Source organism: Streptomyces sp. NBC_00287 (genome assembly GCF_036173105.1).
GTDB lineage: Bacteria > Actinomycetota > Actinomycetes > Streptomycetales > Streptomycetaceae > Streptomyces.
In genome coordinates this window covers 7,680,808-7,696,252 of sequence record NZ_CP108053.1, presented here as the reverse complement: position 1 = coordinate 7,696,252, position 15,445 = coordinate 7,680,808, and the positions used below count along the sequence as shown (strand labels likewise).

Annotated in this window: 11 protein-coding genes; 6 read left to right on the top strand and 5 right to left on the bottom strand. The window is 70.7% G+C overall.

The annotated features are described in order from the left end of the window. Positions 1-7: 7 nt before the first annotated feature. On the bottom strand, positions 8-1,039 hold the full coding sequence (locus tag OHT76_RS34895; protein ID WP_328874848.1) for a heme/hemin ABC transporter substrate-binding protein: 1,032 nt from the start codon (positions 1,037-1,039) through the stop codon (positions 8-10). Positions 1,040-1,165: 126 nt separating this feature from the next. Between OHT76_RS34895 and OHT76_RS34890 the strand changes: the two genes are divergently transcribed. The 4 genes from OHT76_RS34890 to OHT76_RS34875 all read left to right on the top strand — a co-directional run bounded on the left by OHT76_RS34890 (position 1,166) and on the right by OHT76_RS34875 (position 6,089). After that, complete coding sequence (locus tag OHT76_RS34890) at positions 1,166-1,891, top strand: hypothetical protein (RefSeq protein WP_328874847.1); 726 nt, start codon at positions 1,166-1,168, stop codon at positions 1,889-1,891. 37 nt (positions 1,892-1,928) lie between these two features. Further along, positions 1,929-2,807 (top strand): HtaA domain-containing protein, encoded by an 879-nt coding sequence (locus OHT76_RS34885; protein ID WP_328874846.1) that lies wholly within the window; start codon positions 1,929-1,931, stop codon positions 2,805-2,807. A 167-nt stretch (positions 2,808-2,974) separates the two neighbouring features. Further along, entirely contained in the window at positions 2,975-3,505 is a 531-nt protein-coding gene (locus OHT76_RS34880) for a hypothetical protein (protein ID WP_328874845.1), read from the top strand. A gap of 82 nt (positions 3,506-3,587) precedes the next feature. Further along, the gene (locus OHT76_RS34875) at positions 3,588-6,089 is read left to right on the top strand and encodes an immunoglobulin I-set domain protein (RefSeq protein WP_328874844.1); all 2,502 of its coding nucleotides are present in this window, start codon (positions 3,588-3,590) and stop codon (positions 6,087-6,089) included. On the opposite strand, the gene OHT76_RS34870 is transcribed toward OHT76_RS34875, so the two are convergent. The 4 genes from OHT76_RS34870 to OHT76_RS34855 all read right to left on the bottom strand — a co-directional run bounded on the left by OHT76_RS34870 (position 6,086) and on the right by OHT76_RS34855 (position 12,544). After that, positions 6,086-6,808, bottom strand: coding sequence for a class I SAM-dependent methyltransferase (locus OHT76_RS34870; protein ID WP_328874843.1), 723 nt, complete (start codon positions 6,806-6,808; stop codon positions 6,086-6,088). The genes OHT76_RS34875 and OHT76_RS34870 overlap by 4 nt on opposite strands. A gap of 166 nt (positions 6,809-6,974) precedes the next feature. Continuing rightward, entirely contained in the window at positions 6,975-9,431 is a 2,457-nt protein-coding gene (locus tag OHT76_RS34865; RefSeq protein ID WP_328874842.1) for an ATP-binding SpoIIE family protein phosphatase, read from the bottom strand. A 133-nt stretch (positions 9,432-9,564) separates the two neighbouring features. After that, entirely contained in the window at positions 9,565-11,940 is a 2,376-nt protein-coding gene (locus OHT76_RS34860) for an MFS transporter (RefSeq protein ID WP_328874841.1), read from the bottom strand. A 160-nt stretch (positions 11,941-12,100) separates the two neighbouring features. Continuing rightward, positions 12,101-12,544 carry an SRPBCC family protein gene (locus OHT76_RS34855; protein ID WP_328874840.1) on the bottom strand — a complete coding sequence of 148 codons (444 nt, stop codon included), beginning with the start codon at positions 12,542-12,544 and terminating at the stop codon, positions 12,101-12,103. A 136-nt stretch (positions 12,545-12,680) separates the two neighbouring features. Here OHT76_RS34855 and OHT76_RS34850 point away from each other — a divergent pair, with 136 nt between their 5' ends. Next, on the top strand, positions 12,681-13,742 hold the full coding sequence (locus OHT76_RS34850; RefSeq protein WP_328874839.1) for an Rv2578c family radical SAM protein: 1,062 nt from the start codon (positions 12,681-12,683) through the stop codon (positions 13,740-13,742). Between the two features lie 136 nt (positions 13,743-13,878). Further along, entirely contained in the window at positions 13,879-15,438 is a 1,560-nt protein-coding gene (locus OHT76_RS34845; RefSeq protein ID WP_328874838.1) for an alpha/beta hydrolase, read from the top strand. Positions 15,439-15,445 lie beyond the last annotated feature (7 nt).

The window sequence follows — 15,445 nt, the reverse complement described above, 5'->3', positions numbered from 1 at the left end:
ACAGACCCTAGTGCAGGCGGTCCACCAGGATGTCGATGACGAGGGGGGTGCGCGGGCCAAAGCCGAGCAGGACACCGTCCTCCAGGTCCACGACCCGGCGGTTCATCCCGGCCGGGGTCTGGGCGATTCCGGGGATGTCGACGAGTCCGTCGATGCCTCCGACGGATTCAAGTCCCTTGGTCATCATGAGGATCACGTCCGGCTGGGCGCGGACCAGGGCCTCGCTGGTGATGGGCGTGAACGGCTTGTCGAACCCGGCGTCCTTGCCCGCGTCGACGGCTCCGGCGGCCTCGATGAGCGAGTCGGCGCCGGATCCCTTGCCGCCGATCAGATAGACGGCCGCGCTGCCGCGCATGTAGAGGAAGGCGACCCTCGGCTTGCTGCCCTTGGGCACGGCGGCACGGGCAGCGGCGAGTTCGTCGCTCATGCGCGCATTGAGCGCCTTTCCGGCTGCGGGCACACCGAGGGCCTCGGCGATCCGGGTCGTACGGGTGGTGACATCGGCGAGTTCCGTGGCCGGATCGAGCACCACGACGGGCACCCCGGCGTCCCTGATCTGCTCGATGGCCTCGCTGGGCCCGGTGTCGGTGTCGGCGAGCACCACGGTCGGCCTCAGCGACAACACGCTCTCCGCGCTGACGTCGTGCGCCTTGGTGACCTGCGGAAGGCCCTTCGCCTCGGCGAAGGTGGCGGTGATGTCCCGCCCGACGACGCGGTCACCGAGTCCGAGGGTGAACACGATCTCCGCGACCCCACCGTTGAGCGGCAGGATGCGCGAGGCGTCCTCGACGGTCACCTTCCGGCCGTCGGAGGAGTCGACGGTGACCGGCAGCTCCGGCGTCGGCGACTTGCCCTCCAGCGGCACGAGCGTGTTCTTCGCGAGCTGCTTCTCGGCGGTCGCGGCACGCTCGCTCGCGGAGGCGGGCGAGGCCTCCGACTCGGCGGATCCCGAAGTACCGCCGCCGCAGGCGCCGGTGAGCAGCACCACGGCGAGAACCAGGGGCAGGCCGAGCCGCCGTGCTGTTCCGGTCAATTTCATCGCGGTCCCCTCCAGGCACTTGGTTCGCCACAGTTGAGCGATAGCTTAGGTTAGGTTTACCTTATTAACTCGTGGTGGGGGTGTGCTGTGACATCACCAAGTGGCCTGCGCGGCAGGAGAGTTGCTTTGACGGCCGTATTGGCGGCCGCGGTTGCCGTTTTCCCGACGGCTGTTCCCGCGTCCGCCGCGGGCGGCTCGGCGACGGGCCCCGACGGCCAGAAACTCACCGTGTCGAAGTCGTCAGGACTCGACCCGGCGGGCGAGACGGTGACCGTCACCGGCTCCGGTTACAACACGGAGAAGGGCATCTATGTCGCCTTCTGCGTGGACAACGGCGCGGGCAAGACCCCGACGCCCTGCGTGGGCGGTGTCGACATGTCCGGGGAGTCCGGCGCGTCGGTATGGGTGTCGTCGAATCCGCCGTCGTACGGCGAGGGACTGGCGAAGCCGTACCAAGGCAGCGGACACAAGGGCTCGTTCAGCGTGCAGATCAAGGTGCGGGCGAAGGACGCCAACACCGACTGCACCAAGTCCGGCGTGAAGTGTGCCGTGATCACCCGCAACGACCATACGCGGGGCGGGGATCAGAGCCAGACGGTGCGGATCCCGGCGTCCTTCGGGGGCGCGAGCGGGAGCACCGGTGGGGGTACCGCCGACGCCTCGCCCACTCCGGCGGCTTCCGCCCCCGCGAGCACGAACGGCGGCTCCGGCACGAGCGACGAGGAGCCCAAGGGCCCGCTGGCCAGCACCGGTTCCGTCGCCCTCCCCGTCGGGCTCACCGCGGCGGCGCTGGTCGGTGCCGGGGCCTGGACCTGGCTCTGGGCGCGTCGGCGCCGGGCGAGCGCTGGCTGACGCCCACTCATTCTCGTAATCCCGAGGAGACTTGAAGATGGCGAAGAGACCCGGCGCCGCCGTGGTGGCGGGCGGCGCGCTGCTCGCCCTGCTGGGCCAGGGCACCGCGCAAGCACAGGAGACGCAGGTGTCCGGCGGCTATGCGAGCTGGACACTGGACGGTGGCGAGCTCACGCTCGGGGGTTCGGCGCGGCCGGCCTGGTTCCAGGCCACGAGCGGCTCCGCCGATCCCGAAACCGGCGATGCGGACATCGAATTGGGCGGTACGACGCAACTCGTCCCGAGCACCGACACCGTGCCGCCGCTGACCCTGGCCGGCCTGCGGCTGCGGCTGGACGGCGACTCGGGCGCGCTGCACACCCGTACGGCCGTGGACGGACAGGCGCGCGAACTCACCCTGGCGGAAGTGAAACCGGGCGAGACCGTCGTACGCTCGGGCGGGCTGACCTGGACCGGCCTGGAGGCCACGCTCACCGACGAGGGCGCGGCGCTGCTCTCGCAGTGGAGCGGGCGGGAGTTCGCCTCCGGCGACGGACTGGGGCGACTCGATGTGACCGTGGGGACCGGAGTCACCGAGACGACCGAGACGCCGGAACCGACGCCGTCGGCGACCACTCCGGCGCCACAGAAGACACAATCAGCGACCGTCGCGCCCCCAAAAGCCTCCGTGACGAGCCCCGAGCTCCCCGCGGGCTCCGAACAGACCGCCACCGGCGAGGGCTTCCAGCCCGGCGAAGTGATCCTCGTCGCGATCGACCAGGACACCCGGTACCAGGTGACCGCCGATGAACAGGGCCGCGCCTCGCTCAAGTTCCCGGTGTACGTGACCGCGGTCGAGGGCGAGCACACCGTGGAGCTGTACAGCGTCTCCGGCGAGCGCCACGCCACCGCGGGCTTCGGTGTGCGGAAACCGTAGGGCGTTTCCATCGAGGAGCGGGCCATGCGGTCCGCTCCCTCGGTATGCCCAAGTGCCGTTGTTTCAGGGGCGATTGAAGCCCTTCACCTGATGTTGACAAACAGCCGGAGTTCTCACTTAGGTTTGCCTTACCTAAGTAACTTCTCGCTCTCCAAGAAGGGTTCTCGATGAGAGTCGTTCGTACCGCCGCCCGCGCGGGCCTCGCCGTCGCCGCCTCCGCCGCCCTCACCCTGGGCCTGGCGACCTCGGCCTCTGCCGCCACCTCGACCCGCACGGTCATCGACGGCTCCACGACCTACAACCTGTCGCTGACGTCGCCGAACACGGCCGCCGCCACGGGCCAGGTCATCACCGTCTCGGGCTCGGGCTACAACACCGGCCAGGGCATCTACGTCGGCCTGTGCGCGGTCACCGGCGCCCCGGGCGCGGCCAAGCCCACCCCGTGTCTGGGCGGTCAGGACGAGGACGGCTCGACCGGCGCCTCGCACTGGGTCAACAACACCTTCGGCGGCATGTTCGCCAACAGCTCCAAGTTCGGCACCGGCGGCACCTTCAGCGTGAACATCTACGTCAAGGCCACCCTCGACAACGGCCAGGTCTGCGGCGAGGACGTCACCTGCGCCGTCGTCACCCGTGCCGACCACTTCGACAGCGGCGACCGCAAGTACGACGTGCACATCCCGATCACCTTCCAGTAGGCCCCCCGGCAGGCCGGGCCCTCCCCACCCGGGGGCCCGGCCCCCGGCCCGACCGGGCGCACCCGACAAGTGAGGAACTCCGATGCATCTCAGACGCCCGGCGGCGTTCGTCGGCGCCGCCGCGCTGGTGGCCGCCTCCGCCGCCGGCTCGTCCGCGCAGGCCGCCGACACCCCGAGGACGGCGTTCGGCAAGGACGGCCAGAAACTCACCGTCTCCGCCTCCGCGAACCTCGACCCGGACGGCGAGACCCTCCGGGTCACCGGCGACGGCTACGACGACACCAAGGGCATCTACGTTGCCGTATGCAAGGACAACGGCGACAACCGCATCCCCACGCCCTGTCTGGGCGGCGCCGACCAGAGCGGCGACAGCGGCGCCTCGAAGTGGATCATTCCCAGGGACGCCTCGGACGAAGGCGCGGGCACGGTCGCCGAACGCTGGGGCGAGGGCGGCACCTTCGACGTCGAGCTGACCATCAAGGCCAAGGACGGCGGCCTCGACTGCCTTGAGGTCGCCTGCTCGGTCGTCACCCGCGTCGACCACAACGCCGCCGGAGACCGCTCCCAGGACGTCCGGATCCCGCTCACCTTCGAGGGCCAGGACCCCGGTGAGGGAGACGGCGGCGACGGTGTGGAGGTACCGCCGGGCACCGTCAGCTATGCGAAGGCGGCCGAGTTCGGCACCGCGGGTCGCCCGCTGGACCTGCTGGTGCACCCCGACTCCGGGAAGCTGTACGTCGGTTCGGACAACATCCCGGACACCGCGGACGTGGCCGAGCAGGGGCTGTACGTCCTCGATCCCAAGGACGGCAAGGTCCTCAGCCATGTCGCGCAGGCCCCCGGGTCCACCGGCGCCCTCGCGAACCGCGTGGTCCGCCGGATCGCGGCACCGCTGGCCGGGGACGGGGTCGTCTTCCACTACCCGCTGCGCGGCATCGGCACCGCCAAGGACGGGGACGCCACCGCGAAGGGCGTCTGGATCGGCGGCGCGGCGGTCACCGGGATCGGTCCGGGCAGCGACGCCTCCACCGTGCTGGTCGCCCAGGGCGCCGATCTCTCCGAGATCGAGACGGCCACCGGGACCGTCAAGCGCACGGTGACCGCCGAGGGCGGCAGCGAGCTCGGCGTGGACATCGCGCACGGCGCGGCCTGGACGGCCGGAGCCTCCGGCGGCGTACTGCACCGCGTCGACACCGCCACCTTCGAGGTCACCGCCACGGCCGAACTCCCCGCGGACTTCGTCACGTTCGTCGAGCCCGACCCGGCGACCGGCAACGTCTGGGTGGGCAGCGGGACTTCGGTGCTGGTCTTCGACAAGGACGCGGAGCTCCTGACCACTCTCACCGGTCAGGACCGCCCGACCGCGCTGGCCTTCGACAAGACCACCGGCCGCGCCTTCCTGCTGCGCGAGGACACCGCCGACGGCACGACGGACAACACCGGCGCGTTGGAGATCCTCGACAGCACGACGTTCCAGCAGGCCGCCACGCCCGTCCCACTGCCGGGCAACCTCACCGGCGCCTACGCGGGCGTCGCCGTCACCCCGGGCGCCACCTCCGTCTACGTCACCAACCAGGCGGAGAGCGAGGTCGTCAAGCTCGACCTGCGGGTGTCCCCCAAGGTCACCCAGTCCCCCACCGACCAGACCGTGGCCCCCGGCGACGAGGTCACGTTCGTCGCGGCGGCCGAGGGCACCCCGGAGCCGACCGTGCGCTGGCAGGTCAGCCCGGACGGCGGCCAGACCTGGTCCACGGTCGAGGGCGCGTCCCGGAACGCCTACTCCTTCACCGCGAAGGCGGGGCAGGACGGCTACGAATACCGTGCCGAGTTCACCAACTCGGTCGGCACGACGCGCACTTCGCCGATCACCCTGACGGTCGAGGCGACCGACGACGGGGGCGGCGACGGAGACGGCGACGGGGAGACCCCCGAAGAGCCCTCCGGCTCCCACACCGTCACCGGCCCCGAGGGCCAGAAGCTCACCGTCACCCCGGTCAACCACCTCGCCACCGAGAACCAGACCCTGAAGGTCACCGGCTCCGGCTACGACGTCGACAAGGGCATCTATGTCGCCCTCTGCGTCGACAACGGCGCGGGCGAACTGCCCACGCCCTGCATCGGCGGCGTCGACATGAGCGGCGGCTCCCACTCCTCCGCGTGGATCTCCTCCAACCCGCCGGACTACGGCGAGGACCTGGCGATCCCGTACGGCAACGGCGGCACCTTCGAGGTGGAGCTGACCGTGGACGCCAAGGACGAGTTCACGGACTGCTTCAAGGCGAAGTGCGTCCTGGCCACCCGCGCCGACCACACGCTCTCCGGCGACCGCACCCAGGACGTCAAGGTACCGGTGAGCTTCATCGGCCAGGACCCGGTGGACACGGACGACGGCAACGGCGGCACGGGCGGTACCGGAGGCACCACCGGAGGCTCAGGCTCCACCGGCGGTACCGGCACCAACACCTCCACCACCGGCGGCAGTCTGGCCTCGACCGGCGTCGCCGTCGGCACCGTGGCCGCGCTGGCGGCGGCGCTGACGGCGACCGGCTGGGTGGCGTACCGCCGCGGCCGTACCGTCAACTAGGCGCGTTCGACGACGACCCACTTCGACGGCAGTTCGATACGGGCACCGTCCGGGGTGTACTCCGTGGTGGTGAGGGGCAGTTCGCCCGAGGCCACCACGGAGAGCCCGGCCGTGCGCAGGTACTCCAGTACCGCGTCGTCGGCGACCTCACCGGGCGCGATGCCGTGCCGGAAGACGGGGGCGAGTTTCGGCGGCGGGCCCGTGGGGCTCTGGGCGAGGCCCATCAGGACGGGCTTGGCGGCCTCCGCCAGTTCGACCAGGAAGGCCCGGCCGCCGGTGCCGATGAGGGTGGCGACGCCGTCCACCAGCGCCTGCCGGTCACCGGGCTCCGCCTGGTGCAGCACGCCCCGCATATAGACGTTGGTGTCGCCGAGTTCCGCGTGCAGCGTCTGCGCCTCGTCCTTCTCCCCGGCGTCCAGGACCCGGTAGGTGGCCAGACCCGCGGGGTCGGCCTGGCGGGCGTGGTCGATCGCCGCGCCGGACAGGTCGACGCCGATCACATGCGGGAAGCGGTCGGCGAGGAAACGGGTCTGGGTGCCATTGCCGCAGCCGAGGTCAACCATGGGCAGCGTCGGCGCCGTCAAGTGCGGTTCGAACAGGGCCAGATGGGGACCGACGGTCAGCGCCGGCTCCGCGTCCCAGAACACCGCCCCCTGTTCCTCGGGCGCCTCCCGCCAGAAGCCCTCCCAGGCCTCCCGGTACCGACTCGTCACGCTCATGCCCAACTCCCCAGGGTGCGACGGACATCCCGCCACGAAGTGACGGGCGAGTACGGTCTATCGCGCCCCGGGCGGCGCTACAAGCACGTGGCGCAATCCTTCACGCCGCATTCGATCCGCGTACGCCCCCTCGCGCCTCGTGCGCCCCCGGGAACACGGGGGCCGGTCAGCGTCGCGGGAGCGTCAGTTCGAACCAGACGGTCTTTCCGGCACTCGTACGGCTGGTGCCCCACTCGCGTGCGAGGGTGCTCACCAGCCGCAGCCCCCGGCCGAGTTCGTCACCGGGACCGGCGTTCATCAGGGTGGGCAGCTCGTGGTCGTCGTCGTCCACCTCGCACAGCAGGGTGTCGCCCCGGACCAGCCGCAGCTCGACGGGACGGCTGTGCGAGTGCCGCAGGGCGTTGGTGACGAGCTCGCTGACCAGCAGCTCGGCGAGGTCGACCAGCCGCGCCAGACCCCAGTCGTGCAGCTGCTCGCGGACCACCGCGCGGGCCCGGCCGCCCTCGACGGGGTCGAGGGCGAGCCGCCACTCGGCGACGTCCTCCGGCCCGATGCCGTTGAGCCGTGCCATCAGCAGGGCGACGTCATCCTTGCGACCGCCGCGCGTGTTGAGCGCCCGGATGATGGTGTCGCAGGCGTCGTCCATGGACGCGGCCGGATGGGCGGCCGACTCGCACAGCGTCGCCAGTCCTACGCCGATGTCCTCGCCGCGCACCTCAACCAGCCCGTCGGTGCACATCACCAGCCGGTCGCCGGGCTCCACGCGCACGCGTACCGCCTCGAAGGGCACTCCGCCGACGCCTATGGGCGCGCCCGTGGGCAGCTCGAGCAGTTCGCTGCGACCGTCCACGGCCCGCACCAGCACGGGAGGGATATGGCCCGCGTTGGCGAGGTGCAACTCGCTCGCGATCGGGTCGTACACGGCGTAGAGACAGGTCGCGAGGTAGGTGTCGCCGAGGCGCTGGGCGAGGTCGTCGAGGTTGCGCAGGAGTTGGGCGGGCGGCAGGTCGAGGGCGGCCATGGTCTGGACGGCTGTACGCAACTGGCCCATCATCGCGGCGGAGTTGAGGCCGTGGCCCATGACGTCGCCGACGACGAGGGCGGTGCGGGCGCCGGGCAGTTTCACCGAGTCGAACCAGTCGCCGCCGACCCGGCCGAGCAGGGTGCCGGGCAGATAGCGGGTGGCGATGTCGCAGCCCGCCATGCGCGGCGGGATGTGCGGCAGCATGCTGTCCTGGAGGGTCTCGGCGACGCTCTCCTGGAAGGTGTACATGCGCGCGTTGTCGAGCACGAGGCCCGCGCGGGCGGCGAGTTCGGCGCCGGTGACCCGGTCCATGTCGTTGAAGACGGGCCGCTCGGGGTGGCGCAGCAGGATCATGAAGCCGAGGACCACATTGCGGGCCTTGAGCGGCACGACGAGCATGGAGCGGCCGGTGATGAGCGGCCGGATGTCGCGCTTTTCGAACTGGGAGGCGATGGCGTGGCCCATCTCCTCGCTGATCCGCGGCACCAGCACGGGATCGCCGGTGGTCATGCACTGGAAGAACGGGGTGTGCGCCGGGAACGGCATGGCCTCGCCGACCGGCACGACATCGTCCCAGCGGCCGGGTTCGTCGGTGTGCTCGACGGCGACCCGGTGCCACATGGTGGTGGTGTCCGGCACGCCGTCCGGGAACCCCTCGCCCGCGACGACCTGTTCGCGCAGATAGGTGCCGGCGACGTCGGTGAAGCGGGGCACGACGGCCTTGCTGACCTCGATGATGGTCCGCGAGAGATCGAGGGAGGTGCCGATGCAACCGCTGACCTCGTTGAGGAACTCCAGGCGCTCTCGTACGGCCGCGTACTCGAGGTCCACGCTCTCCTCGGTGTCCTCCTCGGGCACCGGAAGCCCGAGCACAGCGGCACGGGCGGCCTGCTCCCGGCGAGCCCTGCGCTCGGCGCGGCGCGGCACACCCCAGTCGGGGGTGACGGGCACCCGGTCGTTCTGGCTGAACTCCAGGACCGGATAGCCCAGTTCGAGGATCTGCGCGACGATGCGGGAGCTCTCGCCCACGCTCATGCTGGGCAGGATCTCGGGCAGCCGGCGGGCCAGCTCCTCGGCGCCGGGGAAGTCGGTGTGCAGGGCGAACCCGGGCGCGATCCGCTCGAAGCCCAGGCCGTCGGGCTCGCGCTGCTGGAGTCCGTCCGCGTCGGCCGCGAGGACCAGTAACCGCTCGCGCCCCGGGCCGACCAGGGGGTACGCCCACCACAGGACGTCGGAGCGCTCGTCGCCCGGCACGGTGAGCCGGGCGCGGCCCGCGGCGGGGAAGCTGAGCCGTCCGTCGAGGGAGGACTCCAGGTCGGGGCCGAGGCCGTCGTAGGCCGTGTACGCCCCGTACGGGGTGGCGTCCGCCTCCTCTGGCAGCGCCCCGGAGACGGGGAGCAGATCGGCGGCGGGCCGTCCGATCGCCTCCTCCTTGGCGGCGCCGAACAGCCGCCCGGCGCCGGTGCTCCAGTGGGACACCAATCCCTCGCGGTCGATCACGACGACGGCAAGCGGGACACGGCCGCTCGCGACGCCTTCCGTCGCGCCGATCCCAGCTCCGCGGCTGGGAGGTGCGTCCCTCTCGATGCCACGGTCCATGGCCAAGGCCTCTCTCCCCACGGCTTGGCAAGATCTGTGCCGCCGACTCCACGGTACGGCGAGTGCCGGTGGTGATGTGCGGCAATACGGGAATTGGCAACTGCCCACGCCCCGGCGCGCGCACCCGCGCTCCTCAGTCCTCGTGCCCCAGCTGAAGGTCGCGTTCCGTGCGCCCGCCGCCGGCCACTTGAAGCACGGTGGCGACCGGCGGATAGCCCGCGGCGATCACGGTGTACTCGCCGGAGGACAGATCGACGAACCGAAACGTCCCGTCCGGGCCGGTGGTGAGCGTGTCGACGACGTTGCCCGCCGCGTCGAGCAGCGTCACGCGCGCGTCCTCGACGGGCCTGCCGCCGCTCGCCCGGACCGTCCCGCGCAGCACGGCGCCCCCGGCCAGTTCGATGTCCTGCCGGGTCTCCCGGGCGGCCTGCACGGTGACGGGCAGCGCGGCCGGGCGGAAGGCGGGCGCGCTGGCGGCCAGGGTGTACTCGCCGGCCACCAGTTCGGTGATGACATAGCCGCCCTCGCGTCCGCTGCGGGTGCTGGCGACGACCTCGCCGTGGACGTTGGTGAGGGTGACGGTCGCGTCCCGTACGGAGGTGCCGTCGGCGGTCACCACGGTGCCCGCGAGGCGCCCTGCGCCGCCGAGCACCACGTCCAGTTCGACCGGGCGTTCGCCTACGGTCACGGAGACGGCCTGCGGCTGGTGTCCGCCCGCGGCAGCGATGAGGACGTACGACCCCGATCCCGGTGTGGAGAGCGCGTACCGTCCGTCCTCGCCGCTGGCGCCCCGCCCGATCTGCTGTCCGACGGCGTCGATGAGCGTGAGGGCCGCGCGCGGGACCACGGTTCCGTCGGGGTGTTGCACCGTGCCGCAGACGGGGATTCCGGCTGCGTAGGGCGAACGGGCATGCGGAACGGGGGCGTTGACGGGGGCGGGCTCGGTTTCGGCGGTGGGGTGGGACACCAGCGGTTTCTCCTTGAGGAAGAAGGCGATGAGCAGGCCGAGGACGAGCACCGGCACGAGGTAGAGGAAGATCCTCGGCATGGCGTCGGCGTAGGCCTGGATGTAGTCGTCGCGCAGGGCCGGCGGCAGCGCGTGGACGACCTGCGGGGTGATGGACTCGGCGGCGGGCAGCTCGGCGCCCGCGCGCGTGGGCACCCGGTCGGCGAGCGCGTCGGTGAGCCGGTCGGCGAAGAGGGTGCCGAAGATCGCGGCGCCGACGCTGCCGCCGATCTGCCGGAAGTAGTTGTTGGCGCTGGTGGCGGTGCCGAGGTCGGCGGGGCGCACGGAGTTCTGTACGGCGAGGATCAGGACCGGCATCACCATGCCGATTCCGGCGCCGAGGAGGGCCATCCAGATGCTGTAGTGCAGTCGGGGCGTGTCGGCGTCGAGCCGGGACAGCAGCCACATGCCGACGACGGAGAGGGCACCGCCGAGGACCGGGTAGATCTTGTAGCGCCCGGTGTGGCTGATGAGCTGTCCGGAGACGATGGAGGCGCCGACGATGCCGCCCATCATGGGCAGCATCAGCAGCCCGGACTCGGTGGCGGACGCTCCGTCGACCATCTGCAAGAAGGTCGGCAGATAGCTGGCGGCGCCGAACAGGGCGACGCCGATCACCAGGCCCACCAGGCCGGTGATGTTGAAGACGGAGTCCCTGAACAGCCGTAGCGGGATGAGGGGTTCGGGGGCGAAGTGCTCGGCTACGAGAAACAGCACGGCGGCCGCCGCCGCGCCCGCGCCGAGTCCGAGGATGACGTGCGAGTCCCAGGCGTACTCGGTGCCGCCCCAACTGGTCAGCAGCACCAGGCAGGTGGAGGCGGCGGCGAGCAGCAGCGCGCCGAGGATGTCGAGCCGGGGCTTGGTCTCGGGCTTCGGCAGCTTCAGTACGACGGCGACGACGGCGAGGGTGACGATGCCGAAGGGGACGTTGATGTAGAAGCACCAGCGCCAGGAGAGATGGTCGGTGAAGTAGCCGCCGAGCAGGGGCCCCGCGACAGAGGCGAGTCCGAACACGGCGCCGATCAGCCCCATGTAGCGGCCGCGCTGCCGGGGCGGCACGATGTCGGCGATGATCGCCTGCACGCCGATCATGAGGCCGCCCGCCCCGACGCCCTGGACGGCCCGGTAGACGATCAGCTGGTCCATGGTCTCGGCCCGCCCGGCGAGCGCGGAGCCGATGACGAAGACGACGATCGCGAACTGGAAGACGCCTTTACGGCCGAGCAGATCGCCGAGTTTGCCGTAGATCGGCAGGCCGATGGTGGAGGTGAGCAGGTAGGCGGTGATCGCCCAGGACATCTTGTCCAGGCCGTGCAGCTCGCCGACGATCTTCGGGAGCGCGGTGGCGACGATCATCTGCTCCAGCGCGGCCAGCAGCAGCGCGAGCATCAGCCCGATGAAGACCAACCGCACCCGGCGTGGGCTGAGTTCGGCCTGCCGGGGCGGCTTCGGCACAACAGGCGCGGCGACCGTCTCGTCCCGCTCCAGAGTGATCCCGCCCACGTACCGCTCCCCTCGTCGCGCCACCGCACAATTCCCGCGTAAAGCGACAACTGCCAGCAAGCGCGACGAGTTACGGCAAACCGATGGGCGGACCGGAGATCCACCCGAATCGGTGAGGCGGCCAACGACCGCCGGGGATCAGCCCGTTGAGGGCCGGAGCCTACTTCTCGACCTCGGCGGCGAGCTTGCCGAGCAGCGCGTCGTAGATCCGCCCGAGGCCCTTGGGGGCGAAGGTCTTCTCGAAGAAGCCGCCGACGCCGCCGGCGCCCTGCCAGGTGGTGGTGACGACGACCCGGGACTTGCCCTCGCCCGCCGGGGTGACGCGCCAGGTGGTGACCATGGAGGAGTTGCGGTCCTTTTCGACGAGCTCGCCGTCGGTGGGCTCGCTGACCTCCAGCAGACAGTCGCGCACCCGCTTGCTGGTGGCCTGGAGCTTCCAGTGGACGAGGGTGCCCTCGCCGTCGCCGCCCTCGCGCACCTCGTACTCGCTGAAGTGCTCGGGCAGCAGCTTCTCGCGGGTGCCGCTGTAGTCGGCGAGGGCGTCGAACACCTTCTCCGCGTCCGCCGCGACGACCCGCTCCGTAGTGGCCTCGACCTGCGCCATTGACTTCCTCCAGGACCTGAATTGCTCGGGGGTTGGGGGCAAGCCAACCACCCGGTGACCCGGCCGCCCAAATCGGGGTCGCACGATCAAGGGAACATGTGTTCTATTCTGTGGTCAGTGCTACCGAGGAGGCCTCATGCGCTGGGAGAACCTCGCCCTGGAGTCCGACCAGTCCGACCACAGCCGGGCCGACGCCGCTCTGTTCGGCGCCGACGCGGTGACCACCCGTACCTTCGACACCCCCGAGTTCCGTGGCATCACCTTCCACGAGATCCGGGCCCGCTCGATCATCAACCGGGTGCCGGGGGCTTCCCGCATGCCCTTCGAGTGGACGGTCAATCCCTACCGAGGCTGCTCGCACGCGTGCGTGTACTGCTTCGCGCGCAAGACACACAGCTATCTGGACCTCGACACCGGCCTCGGCTTCGACTCCCAGATCGTGGTCAAGGTGAACGCGCCGGAGCTGCTGCGCCGCCAGCTCGGCTCACGGCGCTGGCAGGGCGAGCACATCGCCATGGGCACGAACGTCGACTGCTATCAGCGGGCGGAGGGCCGCTACCGGCTGATGCCGGGCATCATCGGCGCCCTGCGCGACCACGCCAACCCCTTCTCGATCCTGACCAAGGGCACGCTCATCCTGCGCGACCTGGAGCTGCTGAAGCAGGCGGCCGCGGTGACGGACGTCGGTATCTCCGTCTCGGTCGGCTTCACCGACACCGAGCTCTGGCGCACCGTGGAGCCGGGCACGCCCGCCCCCGAGCGGCGCCTGGACGTCGTGAAGACCCTCGGCGAGCACGGCATCGGGGTCGGGGTGCTGATGGCACCGGTGATCCCGTTCCTGAGCGACAGCCCGGCCCAACTGCGGGCCACCGTAAGGGCGATAGCGGCGGCCGGCGCGACCTCCGTGACCCCGCTGGTGCTGCATCTGCGCCCCGGCGCCCGCGAGTGGTTCATGGCCTGGCTCGAACACCACCACCCGTACCTGGTGCGCCGCTACCAGCGGCTGTACGCGGACGGCGCCTACGCCCCGAAGTGGTACCAGCGCCGGATCACCCGTCAGGTGCACGAGCTGGCCGAGGAGTACGGCATCGGCCCCACGCGCGCGGGGATGCCGCGCCGGATCCGTGAGCCGGAGCCGGCCGAGGCGCAGATGACAGAGGCTCAGATGACCGAGCCTGTTCAACTCTCGCTGATCTGAGAGCATTCGAGCGCAACGCACGACCCAATTGGGTCAAGTATTGCCAGAACACGTTCTTCCGGGCGGCCTTTCCGGGACGATGCGGCGTGGACCGTGACCCTCGCGGTCCGCACACCCTCCGTCCTGGGAGGACTCGATGAGAAAACGCGCAGCCGTGCTGTGCGGTGCCGCCGTGATCGTGGCCGGGACCTTCACGGCCGTCCCCGCCGAGGCGAGCGCGCCGCACTCGGCTCCGAAGCTCACCTGGAAGGGCTGCGGCACCACCAATTACCCGACGCTCCAGTGCGCTTCCCTCAAGGTGCCGCTCGACCACACGAATCCGCACGGGCAGCAGATCACGCTCGCGCTCTCCCGCGTTCCGCACACCGCGAAAAAGTACCAGGGCCCGCTGCTGGTCAACCCCGGCGGACCCGGCGGCAGCGGTCTGACGCTGGCCGGCTTCGTCGCCTCCACGCTGCCCAAGGAGGTGGCGGCGCAGTACGACGTCATCGGCTTCGACCCGCGCGGGGTCGGCAAGAGCAAGCCCGCCCTCACCTGCAAGCCCGGGTACTTCAACCCGGTGCGCCCGGACTCGGTGCCGAGCACCCCGGCGATCGAGAAGGCCAACCTCCAGCGCGCGAAGTCCTTCGCCAAGGCCTGCGGCGACAAGTACGCGGATCTGCTGCCGTACATCAACACGATCAGCGCCGTGCAGGACATGGACTCGATCCGGCATGCGCTGGGCGCCCAGCGGATCAATTACTTCGGTTACTCGTACGGCACCTATCTCGGCGCGGTCTACGCCAAGCTCTTCCCGGAGCGGGTGCGGCGTCTGGTCCTGGACTCGGTCGTGGACCCGACGGGCGTCTGGTACGAGGACAACCTCGCGCAGGACTACGCCTTCAACGACCGTCACCTCGCCTTCATGGCATGGGTCGCCAAGCACCACGCGACCTACAAACTGGGCACCGATCCGGCGAAGATCGAGGCCAAGTGGTACGCGATGCGGGCCGCGCTGGCGAAGAAGCCGGCCGGCGGCAAGGTGGGCGCCGCCGAACTGGAGGACACCTTCCTGCCCGGCGGCTACTACAACGGCTACTGGCCCTATCTCGCCGAGGCCTTCGCCGCGTACGTGGGCGACAAGAACACCGATCCGCTGGTGGAGGCGTACGACAACTTCGCCGCCGTGGACGCCGCGGGCGACAACAGCTACAGCATCTATACGTCCGTCCAGTGCCGGGACGCGGACTGGCCGCGCGACTGGGAGCAGTGGCGTGACGACAACTGGGCGGTGTACGCGAAGGCGCCGTTCATGACCTGGAGCAACGCCTGGTACAACGCGCCCTGCGCGTTCTGGCCGACCGACTCCCTGGAACCGGTGGACGTCGCCAACGGCGAGCTGCCGCCGGTGCTGCTGTTCCAGGCGACCGGTGACGCGGCCACGCCGTACCACGGTGCCGTGACGGTCCATCGGATGCTGCACAACTCCAGCCTGGTGGTCGAGCAGGGCGGCCAGAACCACGGCATCTCGCTGAGCGGGAACGCCTGCCTGGACAAGCATCTGGCGAAGTATCTGGCCGACGGCACGGTGCCGCGCAGCGGCGGCGAGGTGGACGCGGTGTGTGACGCGCTGCCCGACCCGAAGCCGCTGAGCTCGACGTCGTCGGCCTCCTCGCGAGGCACGACGCTGCACGGGCTGCTCGGCTTCCGCGGCTGAGCGCACC

Excerpts from the sequence above, each read along its gene's own strand:
- OHT76_RS34855 (WP_328874840.1), bottom strand. The coding sequence starts at position 12,544 with ATGGCGCAGGTCGAGGCCACTACGGAGCGGGTCGTCGCGGCGGACGCG.
- OHT76_RS34865 (WP_328874842.1), bottom strand. The coding sequence starts at position 9,431 with ATGGACCGTGGCATCGAGAGGGACGCACCTCCCAGCCGCGGAGCTGGG.
- OHT76_RS34850 (WP_328874839.1), top strand. The coding sequence starts at position 12,681 with ATGCGCTGGGAGAACCTCGCCCTGGAGTCCGACCAGTCCGACCACAGC.
- OHT76_RS34845 (WP_328874838.1), top strand. The coding sequence starts at position 13,879 with ATGAGAAAACGCGCAGCCGTGCTGTGCGGTGCCGCCGTGATCGTGGCC.
- OHT76_RS34880 (WP_328874845.1), top strand. The coding sequence starts at position 2,975 with ATGAGAGTCGTTCGTACCGCCGCCCGCGCGGGCCTCGCCGTCGCCGCC.
- OHT76_RS34870 (WP_328874843.1), bottom strand. The coding sequence starts at position 6,808 with ATGAGCGTGACGAGTCGGTACCGGGAGGCCTGGGAGGGCTTCTGGCGG.
- OHT76_RS34885 (WP_328874846.1), top strand. The coding sequence starts at position 1,929 with ATGGCGAAGAGACCCGGCGCCGCCGTGGTGGCGGGCGGCGCGCTGCTC.
- OHT76_RS34875 (WP_328874844.1), top strand. The coding sequence starts at position 3,588 with ATGCATCTCAGACGCCCGGCGGCGTTCGTCGGCGCCGCCGCGCTGGTG.
- OHT76_RS34895 (WP_328874848.1), bottom strand. The coding sequence starts at position 1,039 with ATGAAATTGACCGGAACAGCACGGCGGCTCGGCCTGCCCCTGGTTCTC.